Raw genomic sequence first — 23,690 nt, 5'->3', positions numbered from 1 at the left:
AAAAACGCAATTTAGCGCCGACTAAGTTAAATCGATTTTTGCCCGACCATCCATCCCTCCTCCACCTTCAAAACGCATCTGCTAGGAAACAATCGACGGCTACCAAAATTTAGATAAGGCATACTCTCGGATTTTATAACTCGGTACACCTTCGCCTTACTGCACCTCCAACGCCTAGCCAATTCAGAAACCGTTAAATACTCATTCATATCAAATTCCTTCAATTTTGAAGTAACCTGCATAATGCAATGCCAGTATTTTTGCGACGATTTCCGGATTAAAGCCCTAGCTATTTGGTTTATTTCTTCCAATCAGGCTTGCAACATGGTTATTCCAAGCCTCCAACGCCTTTCGCTTTTCTTCTGAAAAGGCATAGAGGTTATAATGGGCAGCCGTCCCGGTCACAGCATCTCGGCTCTGGACTGCTTCGATTACCTCACCCCGGAAGCCTTGCCGCTGCAATTCAGTCGCAGAAGTGCGACGAAAATCATGGAAAACCCATGGAGGCACTTCACCTAGCGATTTTCGCATACGGGCACTGATCCTCAGCTTAGCGCGACTATCGCTCCCCATATTCCGGGCGAGAGATCGCCGATTGGGGAACAAATGATCACAACCATCGATGCGAGGTAGGCTCTCCAGTAGCGCCAGCATCGGCTGTGTTAATGGAACAGCGTGCTCCCGCGCCATTTTCATCCGGTCAGCAGGAATCAACCAGATTTTCTGGTCGAGATCAAACTCACTCCACCGTGCCCCGAGCACTTCCATCAATCGCTGACTTGATAGCAACAGAAGCTGATAGGCCTTCCCGTATGATCCGGTTTCGGCATCGCAAGCCGCCCAGAATGCAGCTATCTCTGCATCAGACAGACGCCTAGTTCGTGCAGACTGTCGGGGGCTACGTGGCGTTCGCAACTTGTCGGCAGGATTGCGCTCAATGATAGTTCCCCCACCCGACCAACCACGTTCGATTGCCCAATTGTAAATGGCCTTGATCGTTTTGAGGGCATGGTGTGCGGTGGTGGCTCCATTGATTCGCTCGATGTTGGAAACCAATGCAACAACCTCTTGGCGAGAGACCGTGCCCGCGACCTTGCCGTGGAAAGATTGGAGATATTTTTCCACGTATCGTCGCGTCTCCGCTGCCTGCCGACGCAGTGGTTCATCATGAACCCTGCGCAGCCATTCGTTAGCCAGCGCAAGAAAACTGTCTCCGCGCTCCTCTGCTGGCTTGGAAAGCTGCTCTCGTTCCAACTGATACTGGACTCGCGCAGCCTGTCGGGCTGCTTTCCTTTGGGCTACCGGGTCGATACCACGACTCTTGTTGCGGGCTAACTCCCGCACTTTACTCCGCGCCTCTGCTAGAGTGACGGCTGGATAAGATCCGATGCCGACACGCATTTTGCGGCCATTGGACTTTGAGCGCCAGACAAACGACTTTGCCCCGCTCGGCTGTATCACGAGATACAGTCCCTTCTCAGCAGCGTCTCGATGCTCCTCGCGTTTGCCAGTGGTGTTTTGAAGTGACCGAATTCTCAGGTCAGTCAGGGGGGGTAGTTGCATACGACTTCCAGTGCCTTGGGGTGGCCCTTAGGGTGACCTCCCCTTATATGTCGTGGCGAGTCGTCCTGCGCCACAACGATGCACTTAGAGCCTAGGGCTTCCGTTGTTTTCCGGTGAGTTGAGCGCAAATTGTGCGCTCTGGTGACTCACCTTGCAACGTCATGAGTGGCTAACGGGGCTGCTCCCAAAGCAGACGCGCTACCAGGCTGCGCCACTCCCCGATCCAATGGCCGTCATCTGGCCCCTATGTCTTCCAGTCTATGCCGGCTCCTGGTGGTCCGGCGTGAGACGGGCTGGTGGGCCCGGAGGGACTCGAACCCCCGACCTAGCCGTTATGAGCGGCCAGCTCTAACCAACTGAGCTACAGGCCCGTCCCGGCTGTGCCAGAGGGGCGGTTACCCAGCGCAGGGCGACATGGCAAGCGGGAAAAGCGGCTGGATGCGGTTTCCTTCGCTCGCGCGCCGCAATCAGCGCACGACGCTGGCGTCGATCCCGGCGATGCTGGTGGGCTGGACCCCGCGTTGCGAGAGATAGGACAGCACCCGGTGCCACCAATCGTAGAACGCAGCGACATCCTCGTCCTTGCGGACATAAGGGGTGTAGCCGGCCTTCAGTGAGGGCGAGTGAAACGAGAAGTTGAGGATCGGCAGGCCGTCGTCCAGCGCGATATCGATGCCCCGGATCACCTCATCGACCGAAATCCCCTCCGGCGTCAGCGAAATCCTCTCCAGCAATCGCCCGCGCGCCATCAGCGAGCGCGTGAGCCCCGCCATCTGCGCCAATGGAAAGTGCGAACCCTGGCGGCGCAGCAGCCCCCAATAGACCGATGTCACCGGCAGTTCGATGATGCCCAGCGCCTTATCCAGCCAATAGGGCTTGAGCGGATAGCGCGAAAAGTCCGGCCCCTCGGCCTGGCTGTAGTCGAAATTGGCGCGCACCGATGTATCGTAACGCACCCCCGCTTCGCGCAGCAGATTGAGTGTCTGCGGGCCGATGCCATAGCGTCCGGCCCGATACGCGATCGGCTGGGTCCCTGTCGCCTCGGTGATCGCATCGCGCAGCGCGTAGAATTTGGCGCGCTCGAGGTCCTTGGGCAGGTTGCCGGCGTAGGTGTTGCGCTGAGTGACCTCCTCGTCGAACGGCGGGTTCACCCAGGGGTGCAGCTGGATGCCGACCTCGGCCCTGCCCTCGCGCACCAGTCGGCCGTAGATCTCCTTGCCGCGCGGATCGGAAATCACCGGCCAATCGACGAGATACAAAGGCGTTACGCCGTATTCTTCGCACAGCGTCTGAAAGTCGTTGATCGCCTCGACCGCTTCGAGCGAATAGCCCTCGCGCTTGATCGGACGCGTCCAGTCAAACTCTTCCTCGACATCGACCGTGACCAGGTAACGTGGTCCGGCATCGGGCGAGAAATGGACGAAATCATCCTTTCCCGGCAATCTTGCAAAGGTCATTCGCTTCGGTCTCGCAGCGTCGCAATGATCAGGCCGGCGGCTCCCCACCGCCAGGCCCTGCAGCGCCCCTCCCGCTCAAGAACGCGCTACTTCTGCGCTAATCCCCGCATTGGGCAAGGTCAAGCGAAGAGCATCGGGCTCCACCGTCATCTGCCCGCCATGGCTGGCCAGCAGGTTGCGCACCAGACGCAGACAAAAGCCCAGGCCCAGCAGAGGTCCACCATCACGCTGCGACGCATCGCCGCGATCGACATCGAACAGGCTTTCCTCGTCCAGCCCGGCGAGCGACTGCGGGCGGCTGAAGCTGAGATCGATACCATGTGTGCCGGTGGCAAACTGCAGCACCAGCGTTTCTGCGGGGGCACAGCTGCCGATCAGCGCTCCGGCCAGCCGCGGCACGATGCGGTCGAGCGCCTGCGCCGACATGGCGATGATGGCAGCTTCCGGCTGCGGCCCCATGTCCAGCCTGGCGTTGGAAAACTCGATCAGCGGCTGGATGCGGGCCGACAGGCGATCAACCAGATCGGCCAGCGAAACGTGCCCTGCCGGATCGTCGATGGCGTTACGATCAAGCCGCAATGCGGTATCAAGATCATCAAAGCCGCTGAGCAGCTGGCGCGCGTCTTGGCGGATGCGCTGTGCCATCTCGCGATACTCAGTGGCAACCGGGCCGAACAGCTGCTGCTCGATGATCTCGGAAAAACCCATGATCGCGTTGAGCGGGGTACGCAGTTCGTGGACGATCTGGCGCAGGCCATCACGTCCGGTCAGGCCGGCAACACCCGCATCCGGGCCCGCACTTTCCCACGGCATCGGGCGACGCACCGTGCCGCTGTACCCGATGAAACGTCCCGTCGCGCGATCGAAGCTGGGATCGGCATCGACCCGCCACTCGCCTGCCAGTGACGCTGCGCTGCCCAGATCGGCGCGACCGCCGCGAATGGGCATCCGGCGACTGAACGCGGTCGAGACCGCTGCATCGACGCCGCGGTATCCAGACATCGCGGGCATCGCCAGCGAGAGGCCATGCACCATGCCCAGCAGCATGCCCTTGGTGCTGGCGATCGCGCCATCGACGCCGGTGGCGAACTGGAAGTGCTGATGCCCCTCGGGCCATCCGCTTTCGCCGGCCGTTTCGGCCAGCTTGGTCTCGGCAGGCGTCGCTGCGACACCGCCAACCGCGCCTTCGAGCAGGCTCCAGCCTTGCGCGGCATCGACCGGACGGTCCTCCATCGCCTGGCGAATGCGGACCTCCTGCAGGGCTTCGATCCGCTTGACGATCTCGCCGATGCTTTGCGGTCCACCGGTTTCTGCTGGAGCGGGCGCACCGGTGTCGGGCTGGGCTTCTGGCTCTGGCTCTGGCTCTGGCTCTGGCTGGGCCAAAGTCACCGTTTCGAACAGGGGCTCGGGTTCAGGCGATGGCCCAGCGTCAATCAAGGTGACTGGCTCGATCAGGGGCTCTGCCTCGATCGAGGGTTCCGTATCGAGCAAGGGCTCGGGCTGGAACTCGGGTGCAGCGCCGGCTGCGGGCTGGGCTGCAAGCGGCGCGTGTTCGGCGGCGTCGCGAACAGCATCGGGCAGCGCGGTGTCGTACAGCCCCAACTGGTCGAGCAGCGCGCGGGTGCGCGGCCCAAGGTCGCGGCGGTTGCGCAGGAATCCGCGTGCCCTGGTCGGCAGCGACGGCACCAGCGCGGCCCATTGCGCATCGCTCAACCGCGCGGCGCGAATGGCGGCGCTGGCGATATCGGGACGCTCCGATGCCAGGTACTGGACGAGCACCGGCGAGACGAGACGTCCCGAAAGGCATTGCACCGTCAGCAGCCGGTCCGGCTCGGTGACCGAAGAGCGCAGCGCGTGAATCCGGCCCAGGGCGGTCCCATGGCGTTCGTCGACGTCATCGCCTGCAATCTGGCCCAGAATGTCGACCAGCTGCCGGTATTGCGCCACTGCCGCCGTTCCGGCAGGAACTTTGCCGGCCAATACGGTGGAAAGGCGATCATCGTAACGCATGTAGGTTGGGCAGTCCTTGATCGGCTTTGAATTTACAATCTGTCGATGCGATGGCGATACACTGCACGGTGCAGCGCCGACAAGCGTTAGCCATAGCGATCCGTCTGTGAAAGGGCGCTTTTTATCGCGTCGCAATGTGGGACAATTGCGTTACCGAATAATTATATTATAGGTAGGTGGCGTCTTGTTGCGGAAAGTTTCTGTGGAAGACGCCAAGACCACGGGTTGCACGCGGCATGAATGCCCGGGCAGGGCCGCAGTACCAAAATTTCAGGGCAAGGCAGGGGAAGAAGAGTGTCAAGTCTGGACCATATCGACCGGCAATTGTTGACCCGCCTGCAAGACGAGGGGCGGATCACCAATGTCGAGCTTGCCAGCAGGGTAGGGCTGACCGCGCCGCCCTGCTTGCGCCGCGTCCGGGCACTCGAGGAATCGGGCATCATCCGGGGCTATCACGCCGATATCGATCCGCAAAAGCTGGGCTTTGCCATCACCGTGTTTGCGATGGTGAGCCTGAAAAGCCAGGCCGAGAGCGACCTCAAGGCATTCGAGGATCATGTCAGCACGCTGCCGCAGGTGCGCGAGTGTCACATGCTGAACGGCGAGATTGACTTCATTCTGAAAATCGTCGCGCGCGATCTTCAGGAATTCCAGGCCTTTCTGACCTCGCGGCTGACACCCGCTGCCAACGTGGCCAGCGTCAAGACCTCGCTGACCATCCGGACATCCAAACAGCAGCCTGGCGTCCCGCTCGACGAATAGGGGCGGTGCTGGCGTCCCGGCCATCGACCGAACATGAAAACGGCAGGCCGGGCAAGATGCCTGGCCTGCCGTTTCGGCGTCCGGATTAAAAACCGAGCTTAGGCAGCAGGTGCCGCAGCCGGTGCAGCCGCACCCGTCTTCTGATCGATGTACAAGGCCCACAGCTTGGCGATCGGCGCGCGAACGCCGGTCACGCCAGCCAACGTCTGCTTGGCGGGCTCATATTTGCCCTGCTGGACCTGTGCGATGGCCTGCACCATCATCGCGCGCTCCTTGTCCTCGACATTCTTGGTCAGCGCCAGTGCGGCCAATTCCTCGGCTTCGGCGAACTGCTTGTTGGCCAGCATCGCGTCAGCGGTCGCCAGCGTCACATTGGGTGTGGCCTTGCCGCGAGAATCGCGGACCGAGTCCGGCAGCGTTGCGATGTAATCGGCGCGGTTCGAATTGGCGGTCGCCAGCGCTTCCTTGAAGGTCGCATTGCTGTCGGTGATGATGCCAGCGGCCTTGCCTTCCTCGATCAGCGCAATGACTTCGGTCGGGCGGCGGGCGGCTCCTGCAGCCTCGATATACTCCTGATAATCGCTGGCGCTGTTCAGGCCCCCTGCCATCCGCAACAGACGCATGGCATCGAGGCTCTGTTCGCTGGTGAAGTTGCGATTGTCGCCCTGCACCGCGCGGATCACCTCGTTCCAGGCACCCTTGCCGCTGTCTGCCTGCAGCAGCAGCTGCGCCCAGGTGGTGCTGTCGCTCTTGGTCGCCCGTGCGATCTGGAAACCGCGCTTCGCCCAGCTGGCGGCATACTGCTTGTCACCGGCCAGCTGCGCCTCGACCGCGCGCTGCAGGTACGGCAGGCCCTGCGCTGCGAGCGGCGCGTTGGTGGCATCGATGCTGCGTCCACCGGACTTGGCAATGGCTTCACCAAAATGCGCTTCTGCCAGCTGGAACAGGTTGACCGGCCCGGTCTGACCGGCCTGAACCGCTGACGTCAGATAGGTGCGCGCGCGACCAAAGTCGTTCTTGACCAGGGCCTTCTCGCCGATGAAGCTGTTGAACGTGCGCAACTCGACCTCGGTCGACTTGCCACTGGCCAGCGCCATTTCGACGCCCTGCATCTGCATGGCATCATCCTGCTTCTTCAAGCCGATTTGCAGCGTCATCTTGCCGGTCAGATATTTCTCATCCGGGCTTGCAGCGACAGCTGCAGCTTCGGTCAGCTTCGCCTCGGCAGTCACAAAATCATTGGCGCCGAACGCCGTCTGGGCGGCAGCAAACGCATTGCGGAATTCGGGGCTCAGCTCAAGCTGCGGCGCTTCTTCCTTGCCTTTCTTGCCCTTCTTCTCAGCGCGCTGCGCAAAGGCACCGTCGGTGGGCAACATCAGCGAGACGGCGCTCGTTGCGGCCAGAGCCAGCGCGAGGGTCATCGGGAAACGGGAAATGCGACGCATGTAATCCTCCGAGCTAAAGACACGGCCAGACCGTGCCGGGCTTATGCGACCGTTTGCCGGTCGCTTGATGAAGCCGTCCTTAATGACTCTGGCAGAAACGAACAACCGCACTTTGCGGTTCCCCGGCAAAATGCCTGCCAGGGGCTGATCCCTTGCACCAGGCCCAGTGCCAGAGCGCCGAGCGAACGCGCTTTGCATCCAGGGTCGCCCTGCGCTATCCGCCAGCGCCTATGATTATCCTTCTCTCCCCCGCAAAATCGCTGGACTTCGATTCGCCGGTTCCCGCCGTGGACCCCACACCGCTGCGGTTCGAGGCCGAGGCAGGCCGGCTGGTGCGCTCTGCAGCAAGGCTCAGCAAGGCGAAGCTCAAGCAGATCATGCCGGTGTCCGATGCCCTGATCGATCTCAACCATGCGCGCTATCGCGACTTTCACGGCCAGCCTGAACGTGCTGCTGCGTTCGCGTTCAATGGCGATGTCTACACGGGCCTGGCCGCCCGCACGCTGGACGATGCGGGGCTCAGCTTCGCGCAGGATCATGTCCGCATCCTCTCGGGCCTGTACGGTCTCTTGAGGCCTTTTGACACCATCCGCCCCTATCGCCTTGAAATGGGTACCCGCTGGGCGCCGCGACACAAATCGCTGGTGGCCTTCTGGGGGGATCGGATTGCCGCCGCGATCGCAGATGACCTGTCGGCAGCTGGCAGCGATACCGTGATCAATCTGGCGAGCCAGGAATATTTCGCCGCTGCCGACAAGGGCCTCGCCCGGCGCGGCATCCGCATCATCACCGCCGATTTCCGGCAACAGGGCCCCAAGGGTCCGCGCTTCGTCAGCTTCGATGCCAAGCGCGCGCGCGGCATGGCCGCCCGGTTCCTGTGCGAACATCGCCACAGCGATCCCGAAGCGCTCAAGGGCTTTGACAGCGACGGCTATCGCTTCGACGAGGAGGCCAGCGACGATCATATCTGGCGCTTCGTCCGGTCATGAGCCGCCATACGGTCATCATCGGCGCATCGGGCGGCATCGGCGCTGCGCTGGCGCGGCAGGCCCAGGCGCGGGGAGACCAGGTCACCGGCTTTGCCCGCAGTTACGACGGGCCGTTGCACCTCGATCTGGAGGATGAGTCCAGCATCGCTGATGCTGCCGCCTACCTGCGCGAGCAGGAGATCGTGCCGGAGTGCGTGATCGTCGCCACCGGCCTGCTCCATGCCGATGGCAAGGGCCCGGAAAAAAGCCTCAAGGGTATCGACCCGGTGTGGATGGCGCGCAATTTCGCCGTCAACACCATCGGCCCGGCGCTGGTCGCCAAGCATTTCGTGCCGCTGATGCCGCGCAAGGCCCCAGCCCACTTCGCGGCGATCGGCGCACGCGTCGGCAGCATCTCGGACAACCGGCTGGGCGGCTGGTACGGCTATCGCGCGGCCAAGGCGGCGCTGCACATGACGATCCGCAACATCGCGATCGAATGGGGCCGCCGCAACGACCAGGCCATCTGCGTCGCTTTGCACCCTGGCACGGTCGATACGGCGCTCAGCCAGCCGTTTCAGGGCAACGTCGCCGAGGGGCGGCTGTTCGATGCGGACCATAGTGCAAGCTGCCTTCTGGACGCGCTGGCAGGACTTTCAGCCGCCGATTCGGGGGGGATATTCGCCTTCGACGGCAGCGCCATCCAGCCCTGACAAGCGCAACCACTCAAGCGGCTGTATTTCCTGTTGAAAAATAGCGGCTGAACACCCGCAAAAGCTGGCATTTCGCCCCCCCGTCGCCTAGAGCCACAGGGGACGCAAAAGCGTCACAAAAGCAATTAAGGCGTATGGAATGAACGATACCACCGCACCTGCGGAACCCACCGAGATCGAACGCATCGACATCGTCGACGAGATGCGGTCCAGCTATCTGGATTACGCGATGTCGGTCATCGTCAGCCGCGCCCTGCCCGATGTCCGCGACGGCCTGAAGCCCGTCCACCGACGCATTCTCTACGCCAGCCACGAAGGCGGCTTCGTCGCCGGAAAGCCCTATCGCAAGTCGGCCAAGATCGTTGGTGACGTGATGGGTAACTATCACCCGCACGGCGACAGCTCGATCTACATGGCCTTGGCGCGCATGTCGCAGGATTGGGCGATGCGCGTGCCTCTGGTCGACGGCCAGGGCAATTTCGGATCGATGGACCCGGATGCCCCGGCATCGATGCGATACACCGAAGCCCGGTTGAGCAAAGTCGCGCTCAAGCTGCTGGAAGATATCGAAAAAGACACCGTCGATTTCATCCCCAACTATGACGGATCGCGTCAGGAGCCGCAGGTCCTGCCCGCGCGCTTCCCCAATCTGCTGGTCAATGGCGCGGGCGGCATCGCGGTCGGCATGGCCACCAACATTCCGCCGCACAATCTGGGCGAAGTGATCGACGGCTGCCTCGCCTGGATCGAGAACCCGATGATCGAGCTCGATGATCTGATGAAGATCATCCCGGGCCCCGATTTCCCGACAGCACCGCTGATCCTGGGCCAGTCGGGCGCGCGCAACGCTTATTCCAAGGGCCGCGGGTCGATCATCATGCGCGCGCGCTACGCGATCGAGGAAGGACGCGGCGATCGTCGGTCGATCGTGCTCACCTCGATCCCCTATCAGGTCGGCAAGAACGCGCTGGTCGAAACCATCGCCGAAGCCGCCAAGGGCAAGGAAGCGCGGATCGAGGGTGTCAGCGACATTCGCGACGAATCCAACCGTCTGGGTGTCCGCATCGTCATCGACCTGAAGCGGGATGCCTCGCCCGAGGTCGTGCTCAACCAGATCTGGCGCTACAGCCCCGCGCAGTCGAGCTTCCCGGCGAACATGCTCGCCATTCGCGGCGGCCGTCCCGAGGTGCTCAGCCTCAAGGACATCATCGAGGCGTTCGTCCAGTTCCGCGAGCAGGTGATCACCCGCCGCACCAAGTACGAGCTCGCCAAGGCGCGTGACCGGGCGCATATCTTGCTCGGCCTGGTGGTCGCGGTCACCAACATGGACGAGGTGGTGAAGATCATCCGCGGATCGGCTTCGCCCGCCGAAGCGCGCGCAGCATTGCTGGCGCGCGAATGGCCGATCGGCGAGATCGCGCAGTACATCAAGCTGGTCGAGGCGATCGAGGGCGAGCAGGAAGGCGATATCTATCGCCTCAGCGACCTGCAGGTCCGTGCGATCCTCGATCTGCGTCTGCACCGCCTGACGGCGTTGGGCCGCGACGAGATCGGCAACGAACTGAGCGCGCTGGCGGTGGCGATCGCCGAATATCTGGCAATCCTCTCCGACCGTGCCAAGCTGTACGAAGTGCTCAAGGAAGAACTGATCGCGGTGCGCGACGAATTTGCCACCCCGCGCCTGTCGGTGATTGCTCCGGCAGCCGATGGCATTGATGATGAAGACCTGATCGAGCGCGAGGAGATGGTCGTCACCGTCACGCTGCAGGGCTATATCAAGCGCACCCCACTCGAGGCGTTCCGTGCACAGGCACGCGGCGGCAAGGGCCGCTCGGGCATGGCGACCAAGGACGAGGACGCGGTGACCAGCATGTTCGTCACCTCGACGCACACCCCGGTGCTGTTCTTCTCCACGCATGGCAAGGTGTACCGCAAGAAGGTGTGGCGCCTGCCCGAGGGTGGACCTGCCACGCGCGGGCGGCCGATGATCAACCTGCTGCCGCTGGCGCAGGGCGAGACCATCCAGACCGTGCTGCCGCTGCCCGAGGACGAGAGCACCTGGGCCGATCTGCATGTCATGTTCGCCACCGCGAACGGAACCGTGCGCCGCAATTCGATGGATGCGTTCACCAACATCCCCTCGAACGGCAAGATCGCCATGCGCTTTGACGACGATTCCGACGACCGGCTGATCGGCGTGGCGCTGCTGACCGAGGGCGACGACGTTCTGCTCGCCACCCGTCAGGGAAAGGCGATCCGCTTTGCCGCCACCGATGTGCGCGAATTCCAGAGCCGCACCTCGACCGGTGTTCGCGGCATGAGCTTGCGCGAAGGCGACGAGGTGATCTCGCTGTCGATCCTGTCGGGCTTCGAGGCCACGACCGAGGAACGCGACGACTATCTGCGCGCTGCGCCGTGGAAGGGCAACGAGGCCGAACCGACACTGAAGCCTGAGCGGGTCGCCGAATTTGCCGAGGCCGAGCAGTTCCTGCTCACCGTATGTGCCAATGGCTATGGCAAGCTGTCGTCGGCCTATGAATACCGGCGCACCGGTCGCGGCGGACAGGGCATCACCAATATCGACAATATCGATCGCAACGGGCCGGTCCTCGCCAGCTTTCCCGCGCACCAGTCGGACCAGCTGATGCTGGTGACCGATCAGGCCAAGCTCATCCGGCTGAGCCTTTCGACCATGCGCGTCATCGGCCGCAATTCGGCGGGTGTACGCCTGTTCAACGTGGCCGACAACGAACACGTGGTCAGCGCTGCGCGCATTGCCGAAGAGGACAATGGCGACGAGCCTGCCGGCGATGCCGAAGGCGCGCCGGATACGGCGGAGTAAGCCTTAACCGGCTTGCACGATGTGATCGCGAAACCAGCGGGCGACCTCGTCTTCGGACAGGTCGCCTGCGGCGAGCTGCTGCATCATGACCGTCGCATCAGCCTTGTCGAACGCGATCTCGACAGCATTGACCATCAGGAACAGACGCGCAGCAACCCAGGCCGTGCGTTTGTTTCCATCTACAAACGGATGGTTGCGCGCGATGCCGAACGCATAAGCAGCAGCGAGATCAGCAGCTGCCGGCTCTCCATAGCCAGCCAGATTCACGGGCCGGTTCAGCGCACTTTCCAGAAGGCCCTCGTCCCGAATACCCTGGCCACCGCCATGCTCTGCAATCTGACGGTCATGCACTGCCAGAAGAATGGCCTTGTCGAGCCACTTCCAGTCGATCATTTCGCCAAAACGCGAAGAATATCGCGATCCTCGCGCATGATCTGTTCGGCCAATTCCATCTGACTCGCAAATTCGGCATCGTAGCGGTCGAGGCTGATGCGACCGTCAGCGCTTTCGCTCAGATAGATCTCGTCGCCCTGCCCCACATTCATGCGGGCCAGCACATCCTTGGGCAGGATTATCCCGGTCGAATTGCCGATCTTGATGAGTTTGAGGGGCTTGTTCATACAGATGTTATAACACGCAGGGCCTGCCCGCTCAAGCCGCGACGCGCGGGTCTCGGTGGCGCAGCGTCTGGATAACCCCGGTGCAGATCAGAAACTGGCCGAAATAGTAGAGCGGCCAGATCAGCCATTCGGGAATCGCGGAAGCCTCCAGCGGCCCCAGCTGCGCGAAGATCAGCAGGTCCGACGCCACGAACAACAGCGCGCCAAGGCCCACGCGATAGCGCGGGAAATCGCTGGTCCACGCCATCGCCGCCATCACGGCAAGGAACAGGCTGTAGAGCGCAATGCCGGCAGCCCCGCTGCGATCCAGCGGCAACGCCCAGGCGATCAGCACCACGCATGGCACCAGCACAACCGCAAACATCCGCTGGCTGAAGGTGACCGTGGCGCGCCTGTGCCGCGCATAAAGCGCGATCGCGATGGCATGACCGACCAGGAACGCGACTGCGCCATAGATCAGGTCGATTTCGATCAGCATGTCGCCGATCGCACCGAACGCCATGACCCCGCCGATCAGCCGGCCATCCGCCGAATGGTGACGCACGGTGGCAAACACCGCCAGGAAGCTGACGCCCAGCCCCTTCCAGATCATCAGGTACAGGCCCGGGATCTGGGCATCGCTGACGAAATAATAGCTGATCGAGGCCAGCAGGCTGAGCAGCAGCCAGGGCCGCGATTCCACCAGTGCGCGTTTGACGACCATATCGCTCCCCTTGCTGAATCGTCGCGTGATGGCACCGATGTGCCGATCAACGCAAGCTGGGCAAAGCCGTTATCCCGCGCTATCTGCGTGAGCATGACACGCACACAGAATTTCGATCACCAGATTCACATCATCGGCGGCGGCCTTGCCGGGTCCGAGGCAGCCTGGCAGCTGGCGCAGGCGGGCGTTCGCGTACGCCTGTCCGAAATGCGCGGCTGCGGCGACAACATGACGCCCGCGCACCAGACCGATGGCCTGGCCGAGCTCGTCTGCTCGAACAGCTTCCGCTCCGACGATGCCGACCGCAACGCCGTCGGTCTGCTCCACCAGGAAATGCGGACGCTGGATTCGCTGATCATGGCGGCAGCCGAAACCGCCAAGGTACCCGCAGGGTCGGCGCTCGCGGTCGATCGCGATATCTTCTCCGCCAATGTCACCAGGGCGCTGGAAGAGCATCCCAATATCCACATCGTGCGCGAGCGGATCGACACCCTGCCCGACAGCGGCCCGACGATCGTGGCCACCGGGCCGCTGACCGCGATGACGCTGGCCCAGTCGATCGGCGCGGCGACAGGCGAGGATGCGCTGGCGTTCTTCGATGCCATCGCCCCGATCATCCACCGCGACAGCATCGACATGGACATCTGCTGGATGGCCAGCCGCTGGGACAAGGTGGGGCCTGAAGGCGACGGCAAGGATTACATCAACTGCCCGATGGACAAGGAGCAGTACCTTGCGTTCCACCAGGGGCTGATGGACGGCGAGAAGACCGAGTTCAAGCAGTGGGAGAAGGACACGCCCTATTTCGAGGGCTGCATGCCGATCGAGGTGATGGCCTCGCGCGGGGTGGAGACGCTGCGCTATGGTCCGATGAAGCCGGTCGGGCTCGACAATCCGCGCACCGGCCGCTGGCCCTATGCCGTCGTCCAGCTGCGCCAGGACAACAAGCTGGGGACGCTGTGGAACATGGTCGGCTTCCAGACCAAGCTCAAGCATGGCGCGCAGGTCGAATTGTTCCGCACCATTCCGGGGCTGGAAAAGGCCGAGTTCGCACGGTTGGGCGGGCTGCACCGCAACACCTTCATCAACTCGCCCCGGCTGCTCGACGAGCAGCTGCGTCTGAAGAGCGCACCGCACATCCGCTTTGCCGGGCAGATGACCGGCTGCGAAGGCTATGTCGAAAGCGCCAGCGTCGGGTTGATGGCGGGGCGCTTTGCTGCTGCCGAGCTGCAGGGTCGCACGCTCGAGACCCCGCCGATCACCACCGCGCTGGGCGCGCTACTCGGCCACATCACCGGCGGCGCGGAGGCGAGCGACTTCCAGCCGATGAACGTCAATTTCGGCCTGTTTCCGCCGCCCGAGGGCGCGGTGCACAAGAAGCAGCGCAAGGAGGCCTATACCTCGCGCGCGCGGGCTGACCTGCAGCGCTGGATATCGGGTGAAACCGAGGCGATTGCCGCGGAATGATCAGCACTTGCAGCGCTGAACGGCGCGCTTGGGCCGGGTGGTGGCAAACTCCTCCGGGCTGAGCCGCCCATTGTTGTCGCTATCGGCCCCGGCGAAGCGATCGGACGTTGCCACGGCCCATTCCTCGAACGTCAGCAGGTTGTTGCCGTCCTTGTCGAGCGCCTTGAACGCCTTGGTGCGGCTGGCGAGCAGTTCCTCGCGCGTGATGATGCGGTCGCCGTTGCGGTCGAACCGGGCAAAGCGCCGCTGCTCGCGGGTCATTTCGGTGGCTTGCGGAGGCTCGGGACCACGCAGGGCACCCGGATCGACGATCGGCAGCGCGGCATCCTCAGCAAGCGGCGGCGGCGCGGCGATGCTGGCCAGTTCGTCCGCCTGCTGCTGCTGTGCGCGGATCAGGAAGAAACCGCCGACCATCAGCACGATTGCCGCCAGTCCGCCGAACAGGATCCGCATCTGTCGCCTCCAGTTCCCCGGCCCTTGCCCGGCAGCCTAGCGACCGCTCAGTCCGTGCCAGACCAGCCGGGCAAACACCCCCGGGCTGCCCCAGGGACGATCCATCGCCCCCTGCGCGATGTCAAGCTGCACCGCGCGCGCGATGATCGAGAGCGGGCGCAGGTTCCGTGGCAGCCGGATGCGCGCCAGGGCCTGCGCATCGATTCCCCGCACCGCTGCATCGAGCGCCTCTGTCCGCCGGTGAAAGCGCACCATGTCCCACAAGGCCCAGGCCGCACCGATGCGGTGCAGATCGTCCCTCGCCGCGCCCTGCCCCAAGGGTGCGAACGCCGCCATCAACTGCCCGCGCCCTTTGGCGAAGTCTGCAACCGCTGCGCTATCCTCACGGTCGAGCGCAGCCTCCCAGCCGCGGATCACACCGCCCAGCGCGCCCGCCAGATCGAGCCCCTGCGCCTCGAGCGGCAGCAGCGCGGCCAGCACCGGGTTGGCAGAGGGCCGTGATGCTACAGGTTTGGCGATGACATCATGCCACCATTGCAGGCGGATCTGCGCCAGCATCGGCTCGCGCGCCTGCAGCACGATGCCGGCAATTTGCGCATCGAACGCAAACAACGCCTGGCACCACAGCCGCATCTGCGCATCGCCATAGCCGGTGGCCAGCGTCACGAGCGGCGAAACAGGGGTTTGCGAGGCATCCATGCGGCCCGCGCATCGACCAATTTCTGCGGCGGATCAAGGTAAACATGGCGGTAACCAACTCCCTTTGAGGGCTGCTTACCATTCCGCACGTAGAAGGCACATTACGTCTCAGAGGCACTATTCATACCATGACCATCCGCCACACCGACCCACAGCGCCACGACAGCCCCGCGCAGACCTGTGCTGCCGCCCAGCCGCCGCGCCCGGTGCTCAATCGGCTGATCGGGTCGAAGCGCGGCAACGTGCTGCCCATTCTGGCGGCCAGCATTCTGCCGATGGCCGCGATGATCGGCGGCGCGGTGGACATGAGCCGCGCCTATATGGTCAAGTCGCGCATCCAGCATGCCTGCGACGCGGGCGTGCTCGCCGGTCGCCGCGCGATGGAACGCGGCAGTTACAACGACGCAGCCAGGGCTCAGGCCCAGGACTTTTTCGACATCAACTTCAAGGAAGGCTACAACCGCACCACCAATGTGGTCTTCAACACCAGCAACGCCAGCGGTTCCAGCACGGTTCTGGGCACTGCGTCCACCATCATGCCCACGACCATCATGGGCATGTTCGGCAAGGAAACGCTGACCATCGCCGTTTCGTGCGAGGCAGAACTGAACCTCAGCAACACGGATGTCACCTTCGTGCTCGATGTCACGGGCTCGATGGCCTGGACCATCCCCAATGGTTCGGGGGGAACGGTTGTCAGGATCGATGCCCTGCGCAGTTCGGTGATGAGCTTTTATGATACGCTCGCCAGCGCATCGGCTGGCAGCAATGCACGTATTCGCTACTCGTTCGTGCCCTATTCGACCAACGTCAACGTCGGCGAGCTGCTCTACGACGCCAATACGCAGTGGCTGATCGGTGCCAATCCCGCTGATACCTGGAGCTATCAGTCGCGTCGGCCGATCTGGAGCATCACCACCAGCGACACGACAACCGATGTCTCGTCGCAGTCGTCGGTCGATTATCAGACCTATGGGACCACGCTCAACCCCGCCAAATGCACGAACTATGGCAACAACGTCAATTTTGACCAGTTTCTTTGGAACTTTCGCCCCTCCCCGCAGGGCACGCCGATTGTGGTCACCAGCGGCAACGTCAAGACCACAACGAGCTACGAGCCTTATAGCTGGAATGGTCAAACGTCGAACTGGTCCGGAACGAACCGCCGTACGTGCGTGCGCAAGCGCACGACCGTCGTTGAGACGACCACCACCACAACCACGACCACCACTGTCGAATCCCCCGTCTGGCAGTCCGGCGCAACATTCGCGCGGTGGGAATATGGAAGGTTCGCCTTTCCGGTTCATGACTTCGTCCGGTCGATCAAGGCCGCGAACCCCGCCGTGCTCACGCCCAGCGAAGTCAATGGCAGTACCAGCCGCTGGACCGGGTGCATCGAGGAACGCGACACAATTCCGGGCGGTGTCATCGTCAACACCGCCAATGGCATTACCGTTGATGGCAGCAGCAATGCCCACGACCTCAACATTGATGCATTGCCCACCAGCGATGCAACGCGATGGCGGCCGTATTGGGAAGAGACCTATTTCTTCCGAAACAACGACCTGAGCATGAAGAATCACAATCTGGGCTACACAGCGTGCCCCAGCAAGGCCACCTTGCTGGCGTCGATGTCGCGCACCCAGGTGCAGGATTATGTCAACGGGCTGGTGACCGTGGGCGGTACCTATCATGACGTCGGCCTGCTCTGGGGGGCTCGCCTTGCGTCGCCACAGGGACCTTTCCAGTCGACGGTGAACGCCAACCCGGGCAATGCCGGCACAGTCAGCCGCCACATGATCTTCATGACCGACGGCGAGCTCACCAGCTATTTCGAATCTGTCGCGAGCATGTATGGCGTCGAGCAATATGACCTTCGCGTGACAGGCGGCAGCACCGACCCATCGATGTACGAACGGCAGCGGCGACGCTATCTGGCAATCTGCGAAGCGATCAAGGGCAAGGGCATTCGCCTTTGGGTCATTGCCTTTGGCACGACGCTGACCACTGACCTGCAAACCTGCGCCAGCAGCGGCAGCGCCTTCACCGCCGCCAACAGCACCACGCTCAACGCCGCGTTCCAGAACATCGCCAAGCAGATTTCGGAATTGAGGTTGACCAAGTGATGACCATGTTCGCTTTGATCAGGCGCGCAGGTCGCGATCGGCGTGGCGTGACCGTTGCCGAGTTCGGCCTGATTGCCCCAACCTTTCTGATGCTGCTGCTGGGTGTGTTCGACATGGGATACACCGTCTATGCCCGCGCGATCCTGGATGGAGCGGTGCAGAAGGCTGGACGCGATTCCGCGCTCGAAACGGGCACCAGTTCGGTCAGCGTGCTGGATAACAAGGTCAAGGCGAACCTCGGCGGCCTGGCCGAGGGGGCTGATTTTACTTACGACCGACGCAACTATCGCGACTTTGCCAAGGTTGGCCTGCCCGAAGAGCTGGACGACCGGAACAACAACGGCAGCCGGGACCCGACCGAGTGCTTCACCGACGAAAACGGCAACGGAATCTGGGATCGAGATCTCGGCAAGGAGGGCATCGGGGGTGCAAGGGACGTGGTCCTGTACACCGTTCGCATGACCTACCAGCGCAAGTTCCCGCTCTATGCGCTGCTTGGAACCAGCAGCACGGCCACCATTTCTTCGGCCACCGTGCTGCGCAACCAGCCCTTTGGCGACCAGGCATCCCAAACCACAGAGGTGATCTGCACATGATGGCGACCCCGCCCATGGCCGGAAAACCCGGCCTCATCGATAGGACTCGCAAGGCTGCCGGCGCGTTGCGTCGCGACCGTTCGGGGCTGGCGTTGATCGAATTCGCCTTTTCGCTGCCGATCTTCATCGGCCTGGGCTTTTATGGTGTCGAGATATCCAACCTGGCCATCACCCAGATGAAGATGAGCCAGATCGCGCTGAACATGGCGGACAACGCCTCGCGCATCGGCACGCTCAATTCCAACCTGGGCGCCAAGGTGATCAACGAACAGCAGATCAACGATGTGTTCCAGGCAGCATCGATCCAGGCGGGCGCGGCAGGCCTGTATCAGGATGGTCGCACCGTGCTGTCGAGTCTCGAGGTCAACGCCAGCGGTGGGCAGACCATCATGTGGCAGCGGTGCAAGGGCATGGCGATCGAGGATTCGGATTATGGCCCGCAAGGCACCGGTTCCACCGGCACGGGCTTTCCCGGCATGGGCCCTGCGGGCGACAAGATCAGCGCCACGACCGGCACGGCGGTGATGTATGTCGAACTGACCTACACCTACCACCCGCTGTTCGGCACGATGTTCATGGAAGAAAAGGAACTGCGGCAGGAAGCGGCCTATACCGTGCGCGACGCGCGCGAGATCGGCAAGGAACCGACCAACAATGTCGCGCCTGCGCGCCAGTCCACCTGCGACAAATATGACGCGATCCTGCCGCAGACCAGCGATGCACAGATTGCCTCCGCACAGGCAGCAATGTCCGCTGCGCAGAATGGCGGGGACGATGATGATGATGATGATGAGGATTTGCCGGGATATAGTGGAGGCAACAACCCCAACAATCCCGGCAAGGGGCTGTGCGTAGCGGGCCTGATCTGCACAAAGGCGGAGACTTGAACAGGTACCGGCCGGGCTGAACTGCCCGGCCGGTTCTGTTTGCAGCAGGGCTCAGCCCTTGTAGCAGACCTTCTTCACCGCAGCGATCACGCGGGCACTGTCGACCAGCGCCAGTTTCTCGAGATTGGCGGCATAGGGCAGCGGCACGTCTTCGTTGGTGACACGCAGCACCGGTGCATCGAGGTCGTCAAAGCCCTGCTCCATCGCCACCGCGCAGATCTCGCTGGCGATCGAGCAGACCGGCCAGCCTTCCTCGACGACGATCATGCGGTTGGTCTTCTTCAGGCTTTCCAGCACGGTTGCGGTATCAAGCGGACGCAGCGTGCGCAGATCGACCACCTCGGCATCGATGCCTTCAGCCGCCAGCTTTTCCGCTGCATCCAGCGCCACGCCGACGCCGATCGAATAGCTCACGATGGTGACATCGCTGCCTTCGCGCACGATCCGGGCCTTGCCGATGGGCAGCACATGGTCTTCCAGCGCCGGCACATCGAACGTGCGGCCATAGACCAGCTCGTTTTCGAGGAACACGACCGGGTCTTCGGTGCGGATTGCGGCCTTGAGCAGACCCTTGGCATCGGCCGCGTCATAGGGCGCAATCACGATAAGCCCGGGGACGCTGGCGTACCAGGGACCGAAGTTCTGGCTGTGCTGCGCTCCGACGCGGCTGGCCGCGCCATTGGGACCACGGAACACCACCGGACAGCGCATCTGGCCGCCCGACATGTAGTTGGTCTTGGCCGCCGAGTTGATGATGTGGTCGATCGCCTGCATCGCGAAGTTGAAGGTCATGAACTCGATGACCGGGCGGAGGCCGCCCATCGCAGCCCCTGCACCGATGCCGGCAAAGCCGTATTCGGTGATCGGCGTGTCGATCACGCGGCGCGCGCCGAACTCTTCGAGCAGGCCCTGCGTCACCTTGTAGGCGCCCTGATATTCGGCGACTTCCTCGCCCATCACGAACACGCGCTCATCGCGGCGCATTTCTTCGGCCATGGCATCGCGCAAGGCCTCGCGCACGGTGGTGCCCACCATCTGCGTCCCTTCGGGGATGGCAGGGTCGCTGACCGTGGCGCGCTTGGCCGGAACGATAGCCTCGGCAGCCTCTTCCTTGCTGTTAGCAGCGGAAGCGGGAGCCGGCGCAGGCTCGGCAGCAGCGGCAGGTGCAGGCGACGGTGCGGGGGCAGAGGCATCCTCGCCTTCGGCAGCAATCAGCGCGATGACCGCGCCGACCTTCACATTGTCGGTGCCTTCGGCAATCAGGATCTTCGAGATGGTGCCTTCGTCGACAGCCTCGAACTCCATCGTCGCCTTGTCGGTTTCAATCTCTGCCAGGATGTCGCCTGATGCGACGGTATCGCCTTCCTTGACCAGCCATTTGGCCAGCGTCCCTTCTTCCATGGTCGGGGAAAGGGCAGGCATTTTCAATTCGATGGCCATCAATATTGCTCCACCAGCACATCGGTATACAGGTCGGACGGATCCGGCTCGGGCGAGGTTTCGGCAAAGTCTGCCGCCTCGCTGACGACGGCGCGAATGTCCTTGTCGATCGTCTTGAGCGCATCTTCGCTGACGCCCAGACGGATGAGTTCAGCCTTCGCCGCCTCGATCGGATCGGAATTGTCGCGCATGTTCTGCACTTCCTCGCGGCTGCGATACTTGGCAGGGTCGGACATCGAATGGCCGCGATAGCGATAGGTCTTCAGTTCCATCAGCAGCGGGCCGTTGCCGCCGCGGACATATTCAAGTGCAGCTTCTGCCGCACCGCGCACTTCCAGAACGTCCATGCCGTTGACCTGCATGCCGGGGATGCGGAAGGAATCGCCGCGCCGGTAGAACTCGGTCTCGGCGCTGCTGCGCGACACCTTGGTGCCCATCGCATAGCCGTTGTTCTCGATCACGAAGATGATCGGCAGTTTCCAGAGAGCTGCCATGTTGAAGCTCTCGTAAACCTGGCCCTGGTTGGCCGCGCCATCACCGAAATAGGCCATGCACACGCCGCCGTCTTCGGAATATTTGTGCCCGAAGGCCAGCCCCGCGCCCAGCGGAACCTGCGCACCGACGATGCCGTGCCCGCCATAGAATTTGTGCTCGGTCGAGAACATGTGCATCGACCCGCCCTTGCCGCGCGAAATGCCCGCGGCCCGGCCCGTCAGCTCGGCCATGATCACCTTGGGATCGATACCATAAGCCAGCATGTGGCCATGGTCGCGATAGCCGGTAATCACGCTGTCCTTGCCCGGCGTCAGCGCCGATTGCAGGCCCACCGCGACCGCTTCCTGACCGATATACAGGTGGCAGAAACCACCGATCAGGCCGAGGCCATAGAGCTGGCCGGCACGCTCTTCAAAGCGGCGGATCAGCAGCATTTCCTTGTAGAAATGCATCAGCTCTTCCTGGCTCGCCTCGAAGCGTCCGGGCGTGCGGGGACGGGGGTGGTTGCTGCCCTCTTCAGGCAGAACAGGCGCTTTGGCTTCGGCCTTAGCAGGTGGCTTACGAACGGGCTTTGCAGCGGGTGTCTTTACCAAGACGAAAAAACCTTTCACGCTGAAGGATCAGTGCCATGAGGCGGGGGAGGATTTGACCGCCTGTCTATAGAAGCATGGGCGCGCTTTACGCAACGGCGAAGGCGGTTTTTGCGCAAGATTCCCGCAGCATCAGCAACGCCGCAAGGCGCATTCGATCATTTCAGCGGAACGATGATCTCATCGGGATGCGCGACATTCAGGTCGCGGCGCACCAGCTCGCTGACCAGGTCCGGGTCGACCGCGCGCGGATCGAGCAGTTCAACGCGATTGCGCAGCGCGTCGCGTTGCTTGTGCAGCCGGGCAAGCTCCACTTTCTGCACCTCGAGCCGCTGGCGATAATCGCCCCAGGCGAGCACACCCGTCGGCCCCAGCAGGGCATAAGCCGCAATCACCAGCAGCGCGACGAGCGAGATGCCCGGCGCGATGGCCTGTTTTGCGGGTTTGATGACGGGTTTGCGGGACGACATTGATCGCTTGAATCACAATTGATTCGGGCTGGCAAGCCGAAACGGCCAGCCCGAATCAAATATGCGATCAATGCCTGCCAAGATCAGCGAAAGATGGCGGCTCCGGCATAGTGCGCGCTGGCGCCCAACTCTTCTTCGATACGGATCAACTGGTTGTACTTGGCCAACCGGTCCGAGCGCGCGAGCGATCCGGTCTTGATCTGGCCGCAGTTGGTCGCAACCGCCAGATCGGCGATGGTTGCATCTTCGGTTTCGCCCGAACGGTGCGACATCACCGCGGTGTAACCCGCGCGGTGCGCCATGCTGACGGCTTCCAGCGTCTCGGTGAGCGTACCGATCTGGTTGACCTTGACCAGCAGGCTGTTGGCCAGCCCCTTGTCGATGCCCATCGCCAGCCGCGCGGGATTGGTGACGAACAGATCGTCGCCGACCAGCTGCACCTTCTTGCCGAGCAGTTCGGTGACGGCCAGCCAGCCTTCGAAATCGTCTTCGCTCATGCCATCCTCGATCGAACGGATCGGGTATTCGTCGCACAGCTTGCCGAGATACTCGGCCATCTGCACGGGGCTCAGCGACAGACCCTCGCCGCTGATCTCGTACTTGCCGTTGCGGAAAAACTCGGTCGCGGCGCAGTCGAGCGCCAGCACCACGTTTTCGCCGGGCTTGAAGCCTGCCTTTTCGACCGATGCCATGATGAAATCGAGCGCGGCGCGGGTCGAGGCGAGGTTGGGCGCAAAGCCGCCCTCATCGCCCACCGCCGTCGCCAGGCCCTTTTCGTGCAGACCCTTCTTGAGCGTGTGGAAGATTTCCGAGCCCCAGCGCACCGCTTCGGCCAGGCTGTCCGCGCCGACGGGCATGATCATGAATTCCTGGAAGTCGATCGGGTTGTCGGCATGCTCGCCGCCATTGATGATGTTCATCATCGGAACCGGCAGCACATGCGCGGACACGCCGCCGACATAGCTGTAGAGCGGCAGGCCGCGCGCGTCGGCAGCGGCCTTGGCAACGGCGAGACTGACGCCCAGAATGGCGTTCGCACCCAGCCGCGACTTGTTCTCGGTACCATCCAGGTCGATCATCGCCATGTCGATGTCACGCTGGTCTTCGGCGTCGAGGCCAACGACGACCTCGAAGATTTCGCTGTTGACCATGTCGACAGCCTGCATCACGCCCTTGCCGAGATACATCGACATGTCGCCATCGCGTTTTTCGACGGCTTCGTATGCGCCGGTGGATGCGCCCGAGGGCACCCCTGCCCGGCCGAAGCTGCCGTCTTCCAGCAGCACATCGACTTCCACCGTCGGGTTGCCACGGCTGTCGAGAATCTGGCGGGCGTGAATGTCCATGATCGCGGTCATAAGCGGCACTCTTTCGGGTCAGGCAG

General features: G+C 62.6%; 21 protein-coding genes and 1 tRNA gene. 8 read left to right on the top strand and 14 right to left on the bottom strand.

The window, feature by feature from the left end; translation table 11 throughout:
- Positions 1–285 precede the first annotated feature (285 nt).
- From D618_RS19555 to D618_RS19185, 4 genes are all read right to left on the bottom strand, one after another.
- Positions 286–1,563: a site-specific integrase gene (locus D618_RS19555; RefSeq protein WP_081590551.1), complete on the bottom strand. Its 1,278-nt coding sequence runs from the start codon at positions 1,561–1,563 to the stop codon at positions 286–288.
- Between the two features lie 294 nt (positions 1,564–1,857).
- A tRNA-Ile gene (locus D618_RS0116200) sits at positions 1,858–1,934 on the bottom strand.
- A gap of 96 nt (positions 1,935–2,030) precedes the next feature.
- Positions 2,031–3,020 (bottom strand): polysaccharide deacetylase family protein, encoded by a 990-nt coding sequence (locus D618_RS0116195; protein WP_017672584.1) that lies wholly within the window; start codon positions 3,018–3,020, stop codon positions 2,031–2,033.
- A 75-nt stretch (positions 3,021–3,095) separates the two neighbouring features.
- Positions 3,096–5,030, bottom strand: a complete 1,935-nt coding sequence (locus D618_RS19185; protein WP_017672583.1) for a HAMP domain-containing sensor histidine kinase — start codon at positions 5,028–5,030, stop codon at positions 3,096–3,098.
- Positions 5,031–5,324: 294 nt separating this feature from the next.
- On the opposite strand from D618_RS19185, the gene D618_RS0116185 reads away from it, so the two are divergent.
- Positions 5,325–5,792, top strand: coding sequence for an Lrp/AsnC family transcriptional regulator (locus tag D618_RS0116185; RefSeq protein ID WP_017672582.1), 468 nt, complete (start codon positions 5,325–5,327; stop codon positions 5,790–5,792).
- A 98-nt stretch (positions 5,793–5,890) separates the two neighbouring features.
- On the opposite strand, the gene D618_RS0116180 is transcribed toward D618_RS0116185, so the two are convergent.
- Positions 5,891–7,237 carry a hypothetical protein gene (locus D618_RS0116180; protein WP_152414792.1) on the bottom strand — a complete coding sequence of 449 codons (1,347 nt, stop codon included), beginning with the start codon at positions 7,235–7,237 and terminating at the stop codon, positions 5,891–5,893.
- Between the two features lie 230 nt (positions 7,238–7,467).
- On the opposite strand from D618_RS0116180, the gene D618_RS0116175 reads away from it, so the two are divergent.
- The 3 genes from D618_RS0116175 to gyrA all read left to right on the top strand — a co-directional run bounded on the left by D618_RS0116175 (position 7,468) and on the right by gyrA (position 11,760).
- Positions 7,468–8,226 carry a YaaA family protein gene (locus tag D618_RS0116175; protein ID WP_017672580.1) on the top strand — a complete coding sequence of 253 codons (759 nt, stop codon included), beginning with the start codon at positions 7,468–7,470 and terminating at the stop codon, positions 8,224–8,226.
- Complete coding sequence (locus D618_RS0116170) at positions 8,223–8,918, top strand: SDR family NAD(P)-dependent oxidoreductase (protein WP_017672579.1); 696 nt, start codon at positions 8,223–8,225, stop codon at positions 8,916–8,918. The genes D618_RS0116175 and D618_RS0116170 overlap by 4 nt, the downstream gene beginning before the upstream one ends.
- A 139-nt stretch (positions 8,919–9,057) precedes the next feature.
- Positions 9,058–11,760, top strand: coding sequence for a DNA gyrase subunit A (gyrA, locus tag D618_RS0116165; RefSeq protein ID WP_017672578.1), 2,703 nt, complete (start codon positions 9,058–9,060; stop codon positions 11,758–11,760).
- A gap of 3 nt (positions 11,761–11,763) precedes the next feature.
- Here gyrA and D618_RS0116160 read toward each other — a convergent pair whose 3' ends face one another.
- From D618_RS0116160 to D618_RS0116150, 3 genes are read right to left on the bottom strand one after another with little or no spacing between them, the layout of a single operon-like run.
- On the bottom strand, positions 11,764–12,153 hold the full coding sequence (locus tag D618_RS0116160) for a type II toxin-antitoxin system death-on-curing family toxin (protein WP_017672577.1): 390 nt from the start codon (positions 12,151–12,153) through the stop codon (positions 11,764–11,766).
- A complete protein-coding gene (locus D618_RS0116155) occupies positions 12,150–12,380 on the bottom strand; it encodes an AbrB/MazE/SpoVT family DNA-binding domain-containing protein (RefSeq protein ID WP_017672576.1) in 231 nt (76 codons plus the stop codon). Before D618_RS0116155 ends, D618_RS0116160 begins: the two co-directional genes overlap by 4 nt.
- A 31-nt stretch (positions 12,381–12,411) precedes the next feature.
- Entirely contained in the window at positions 12,412–13,083 is a 672-nt protein-coding gene (locus D618_RS0116150; protein WP_017672575.1) for a lysoplasmalogenase, read from the bottom strand.
- Between the two features lie 93 nt (positions 13,084–13,176).
- Here D618_RS0116150 and trmFO point away from each other — a divergent pair, with 93 nt between their 5' ends.
- Entirely contained in the window at positions 13,177–14,550 is a 1,374-nt protein-coding gene (gene trmFO / locus D618_RS0116145; RefSeq protein ID WP_017672574.1) for a methylenetetrahydrofolate--tRNA-(uracil(54)-C(5))-methyltransferase (FADH(2)-oxidizing) TrmFO, read from the top strand.
- Here the strand turns inward: trmFO and D618_RS0116140 are convergent, their stop codons facing one another.
- The gene (locus tag D618_RS0116140; RefSeq protein ID WP_017672573.1) at positions 14,551–15,003 is read right to left on the bottom strand and encodes an EF-hand domain-containing protein; all 453 of its coding nucleotides are present in this window, start codon (positions 15,001–15,003) and stop codon (positions 14,551–14,553) included.
- Positions 15,004–15,039: 36 nt separating this feature from the next.
- Positions 15,040–15,702 (bottom strand): squalene/phytoene synthase family protein, encoded by a 663-nt coding sequence (locus D618_RS0116135; protein WP_017672572.1) that lies wholly within the window; start codon positions 15,700–15,702, stop codon positions 15,040–15,042.
- A gap of 128 nt (positions 15,703–15,830) precedes the next feature.
- On the opposite strand from D618_RS0116135, the gene D618_RS0116130 reads away from it, so the two are divergent.
- Genes D618_RS0116130 through D618_RS18725 form a run of 3 tightly spaced genes read left to right on the top strand, consistent with a single transcriptional unit; the run spans position 15,831 to position 19,311 of the window.
- A complete protein-coding gene (locus D618_RS0116130; RefSeq protein ID WP_017672571.1) occupies positions 15,831–17,828 on the top strand; it encodes a TadE/TadG family type IV pilus assembly protein in 1,998 nt (665 codons plus the stop codon).
- Positions 17,828–18,424 carry a TadE family protein gene (locus D618_RS0116125; protein ID WP_017672570.1) on the top strand — a complete coding sequence of 199 codons (597 nt, stop codon included), beginning with the start codon at positions 17,828–17,830 and terminating at the stop codon, positions 18,422–18,424. Before D618_RS0116130 ends, D618_RS0116125 begins: the two co-directional genes overlap by 1 nt.
- 14 nt (positions 18,425–18,438) lie before the next feature.
- The gene (locus D618_RS18725) at positions 18,439–19,311 is read left to right on the top strand and encodes a TadE/TadG family type IV pilus assembly protein (protein ID WP_193746735.1); all 873 of its coding nucleotides are present in this window, start codon (positions 18,439–18,441) and stop codon (positions 19,309–19,311) included.
- 51 nt (positions 19,312–19,362) lie between these two features.
- On the opposite strand, the gene D618_RS0116115 is transcribed toward D618_RS18725, so the two are convergent.
- From D618_RS0116115 to eno, 4 genes are all read right to left on the bottom strand, one after another.
- Positions 19,363–20,751 (bottom strand): pyruvate dehydrogenase complex E1 component subunit beta, encoded by a 1,389-nt coding sequence (locus D618_RS0116115; RefSeq protein WP_017672568.1) that lies wholly within the window; start codon positions 20,749–20,751, stop codon positions 19,363–19,365.
- Positions 20,751–21,770 carry a pyruvate dehydrogenase (acetyl-transferring) E1 component subunit alpha gene (gene pdhA / locus D618_RS0116110; protein WP_238550705.1) on the bottom strand — a complete coding sequence of 340 codons (1,020 nt, stop codon included), beginning with the start codon at positions 21,768–21,770 and terminating at the stop codon, positions 20,751–20,753. Before pdhA ends, D618_RS0116115 begins: the two co-directional genes overlap by 1 nt.
- Before the next feature lie 224 nt (positions 21,771–21,994).
- Complete coding sequence (locus D618_RS0116105; protein WP_017672566.1) at positions 21,995–22,306, bottom strand: septum formation initiator family protein; 312 nt, start codon at positions 22,304–22,306, stop codon at positions 21,995–21,997.
- A gap of 83 nt (positions 22,307–22,389) precedes the next feature.
- Complete coding sequence (gene eno, locus D618_RS0116100) at positions 22,390–23,664, bottom strand: phosphopyruvate hydratase (RefSeq protein WP_017672565.1); 1,275 nt, start codon at positions 23,662–23,664, stop codon at positions 22,390–22,392.
- Between the last annotated feature and the right edge of the window lie 26 nt (positions 23,665–23,690).

The sequence above is a fragment of the Blastomonas sp. AAP53 genome, assembly GCF_000331245.1.
Lineage (GTDB): Bacteria > Pseudomonadota > Alphaproteobacteria > Sphingomonadales > Sphingomonadaceae > Blastomonas.
This window is presented reverse-complemented; position numbering and strand designations above follow the sequence as displayed.

What these genes read in the sequence shown, in the direction of transcription:
- D618_RS19555 (WP_081590551.1), bottom strand. Translation starts at nt 1,563, where the DNA reads ATGCAACTACCCCCCCTGACTGACCTGAGAATTCGGTCACTTCAAAAC.
- D618_RS0116195 (WP_017672584.1), bottom strand. Translation starts at nt 3,020, where the DNA reads ATGACCTTTGCAAGATTGCCGGGAAAGGATGATTTCGTCCATTTCTCG.
- D618_RS19185 (WP_017672583.1), bottom strand. Translation starts at nt 5,030, where the DNA reads ATGCGTTACGATGATCGCCTTTCCACCGTATTGGCCGGCAAAGTTCCT.
- D618_RS0116180 (WP_152414792.1), bottom strand. Translation starts at nt 7,237, where the DNA reads ATGCGTCGCATTTCCCGTTTCCCGATGACCCTCGCGCTGGCTCTGGCC.
- D618_RS0116175 (WP_017672580.1), top strand. Translation starts at nt 7,468, where the DNA reads ATGATTATCCTTCTCTCCCCCGCAAAATCGCTGGACTTCGATTCGCCG.
- D618_RS0116170 (WP_017672579.1), top strand. Translation starts at nt 8,223, where the DNA reads ATGAGCCGCCATACGGTCATCATCGGCGCATCGGGCGGCATCGGCGCT.
- gyrA (WP_017672578.1), top strand. Translation starts at nt 9,058, where the DNA reads ATGAACGATACCACCGCACCTGCGGAACCCACCGAGATCGAACGCATC.
- D618_RS0116160 (WP_017672577.1), bottom strand. Translation starts at nt 12,153, where the DNA reads ATGATCGACTGGAAGTGGCTCGACAAGGCCATTCTTCTGGCAGTGCAT.
- D618_RS0116155 (WP_017672576.1), bottom strand. Translation starts at nt 12,380, where the DNA reads ATGAACAAGCCCCTCAAACTCATCAAGATCGGCAATTCGACCGGGATA.
- D618_RS0116150 (WP_017672575.1), bottom strand. Translation starts at nt 13,083, where the DNA reads ATGGTCGTCAAACGCGCACTGGTGGAATCGCGGCCCTGGCTGCTGCTC.
- trmFO (WP_017672574.1), top strand. Translation starts at nt 13,177, where the DNA reads ATGACACGCACACAGAATTTCGATCACCAGATTCACATCATCGGCGGC.
- D618_RS0116140 (WP_017672573.1), bottom strand. Translation starts at nt 15,003, where the DNA reads ATGCGGATCCTGTTCGGCGGACTGGCGGCAATCGTGCTGATGGTCGGC.
- D618_RS0116135 (WP_017672572.1), bottom strand. Translation starts at nt 15,702, where the DNA reads ATGGATGCCTCGCAAACCCCTGTTTCGCCGCTCGTGACGCTGGCCACC.
- D618_RS0116130 (WP_017672571.1), top strand. Translation starts at nt 15,831, where the DNA reads ATGACCATCCGCCACACCGACCCACAGCGCCACGACAGCCCCGCGCAG.
- D618_RS0116125 (WP_017672570.1), top strand. Translation starts at nt 17,828, where the DNA reads ATGACCATGTTCGCTTTGATCAGGCGCGCAGGTCGCGATCGGCGTGGC.
- D618_RS18725 (WP_193746735.1), top strand. Translation starts at nt 18,439, where the DNA reads ATGGCCGGAAAACCCGGCCTCATCGATAGGACTCGCAAGGCTGCCGGC.
- D618_RS0116115 (WP_017672568.1), bottom strand. Translation starts at nt 20,751, where the DNA reads ATGGCCATCGAATTGAAAATGCCTGCCCTTTCCCCGACCATGGAAGAA.
- D618_RS0116105 (WP_017672566.1), bottom strand. Translation starts at nt 22,306, where the DNA reads ATGTCGTCCCGCAAACCCGTCATCAAACCCGCAAAACAGGCCATCGCG.
- eno (WP_017672565.1), bottom strand. Translation starts at nt 23,664, where the DNA reads ATGACCGCGATCATGGACATTCACGCCCGCCAGATTCTCGACAGCCGT.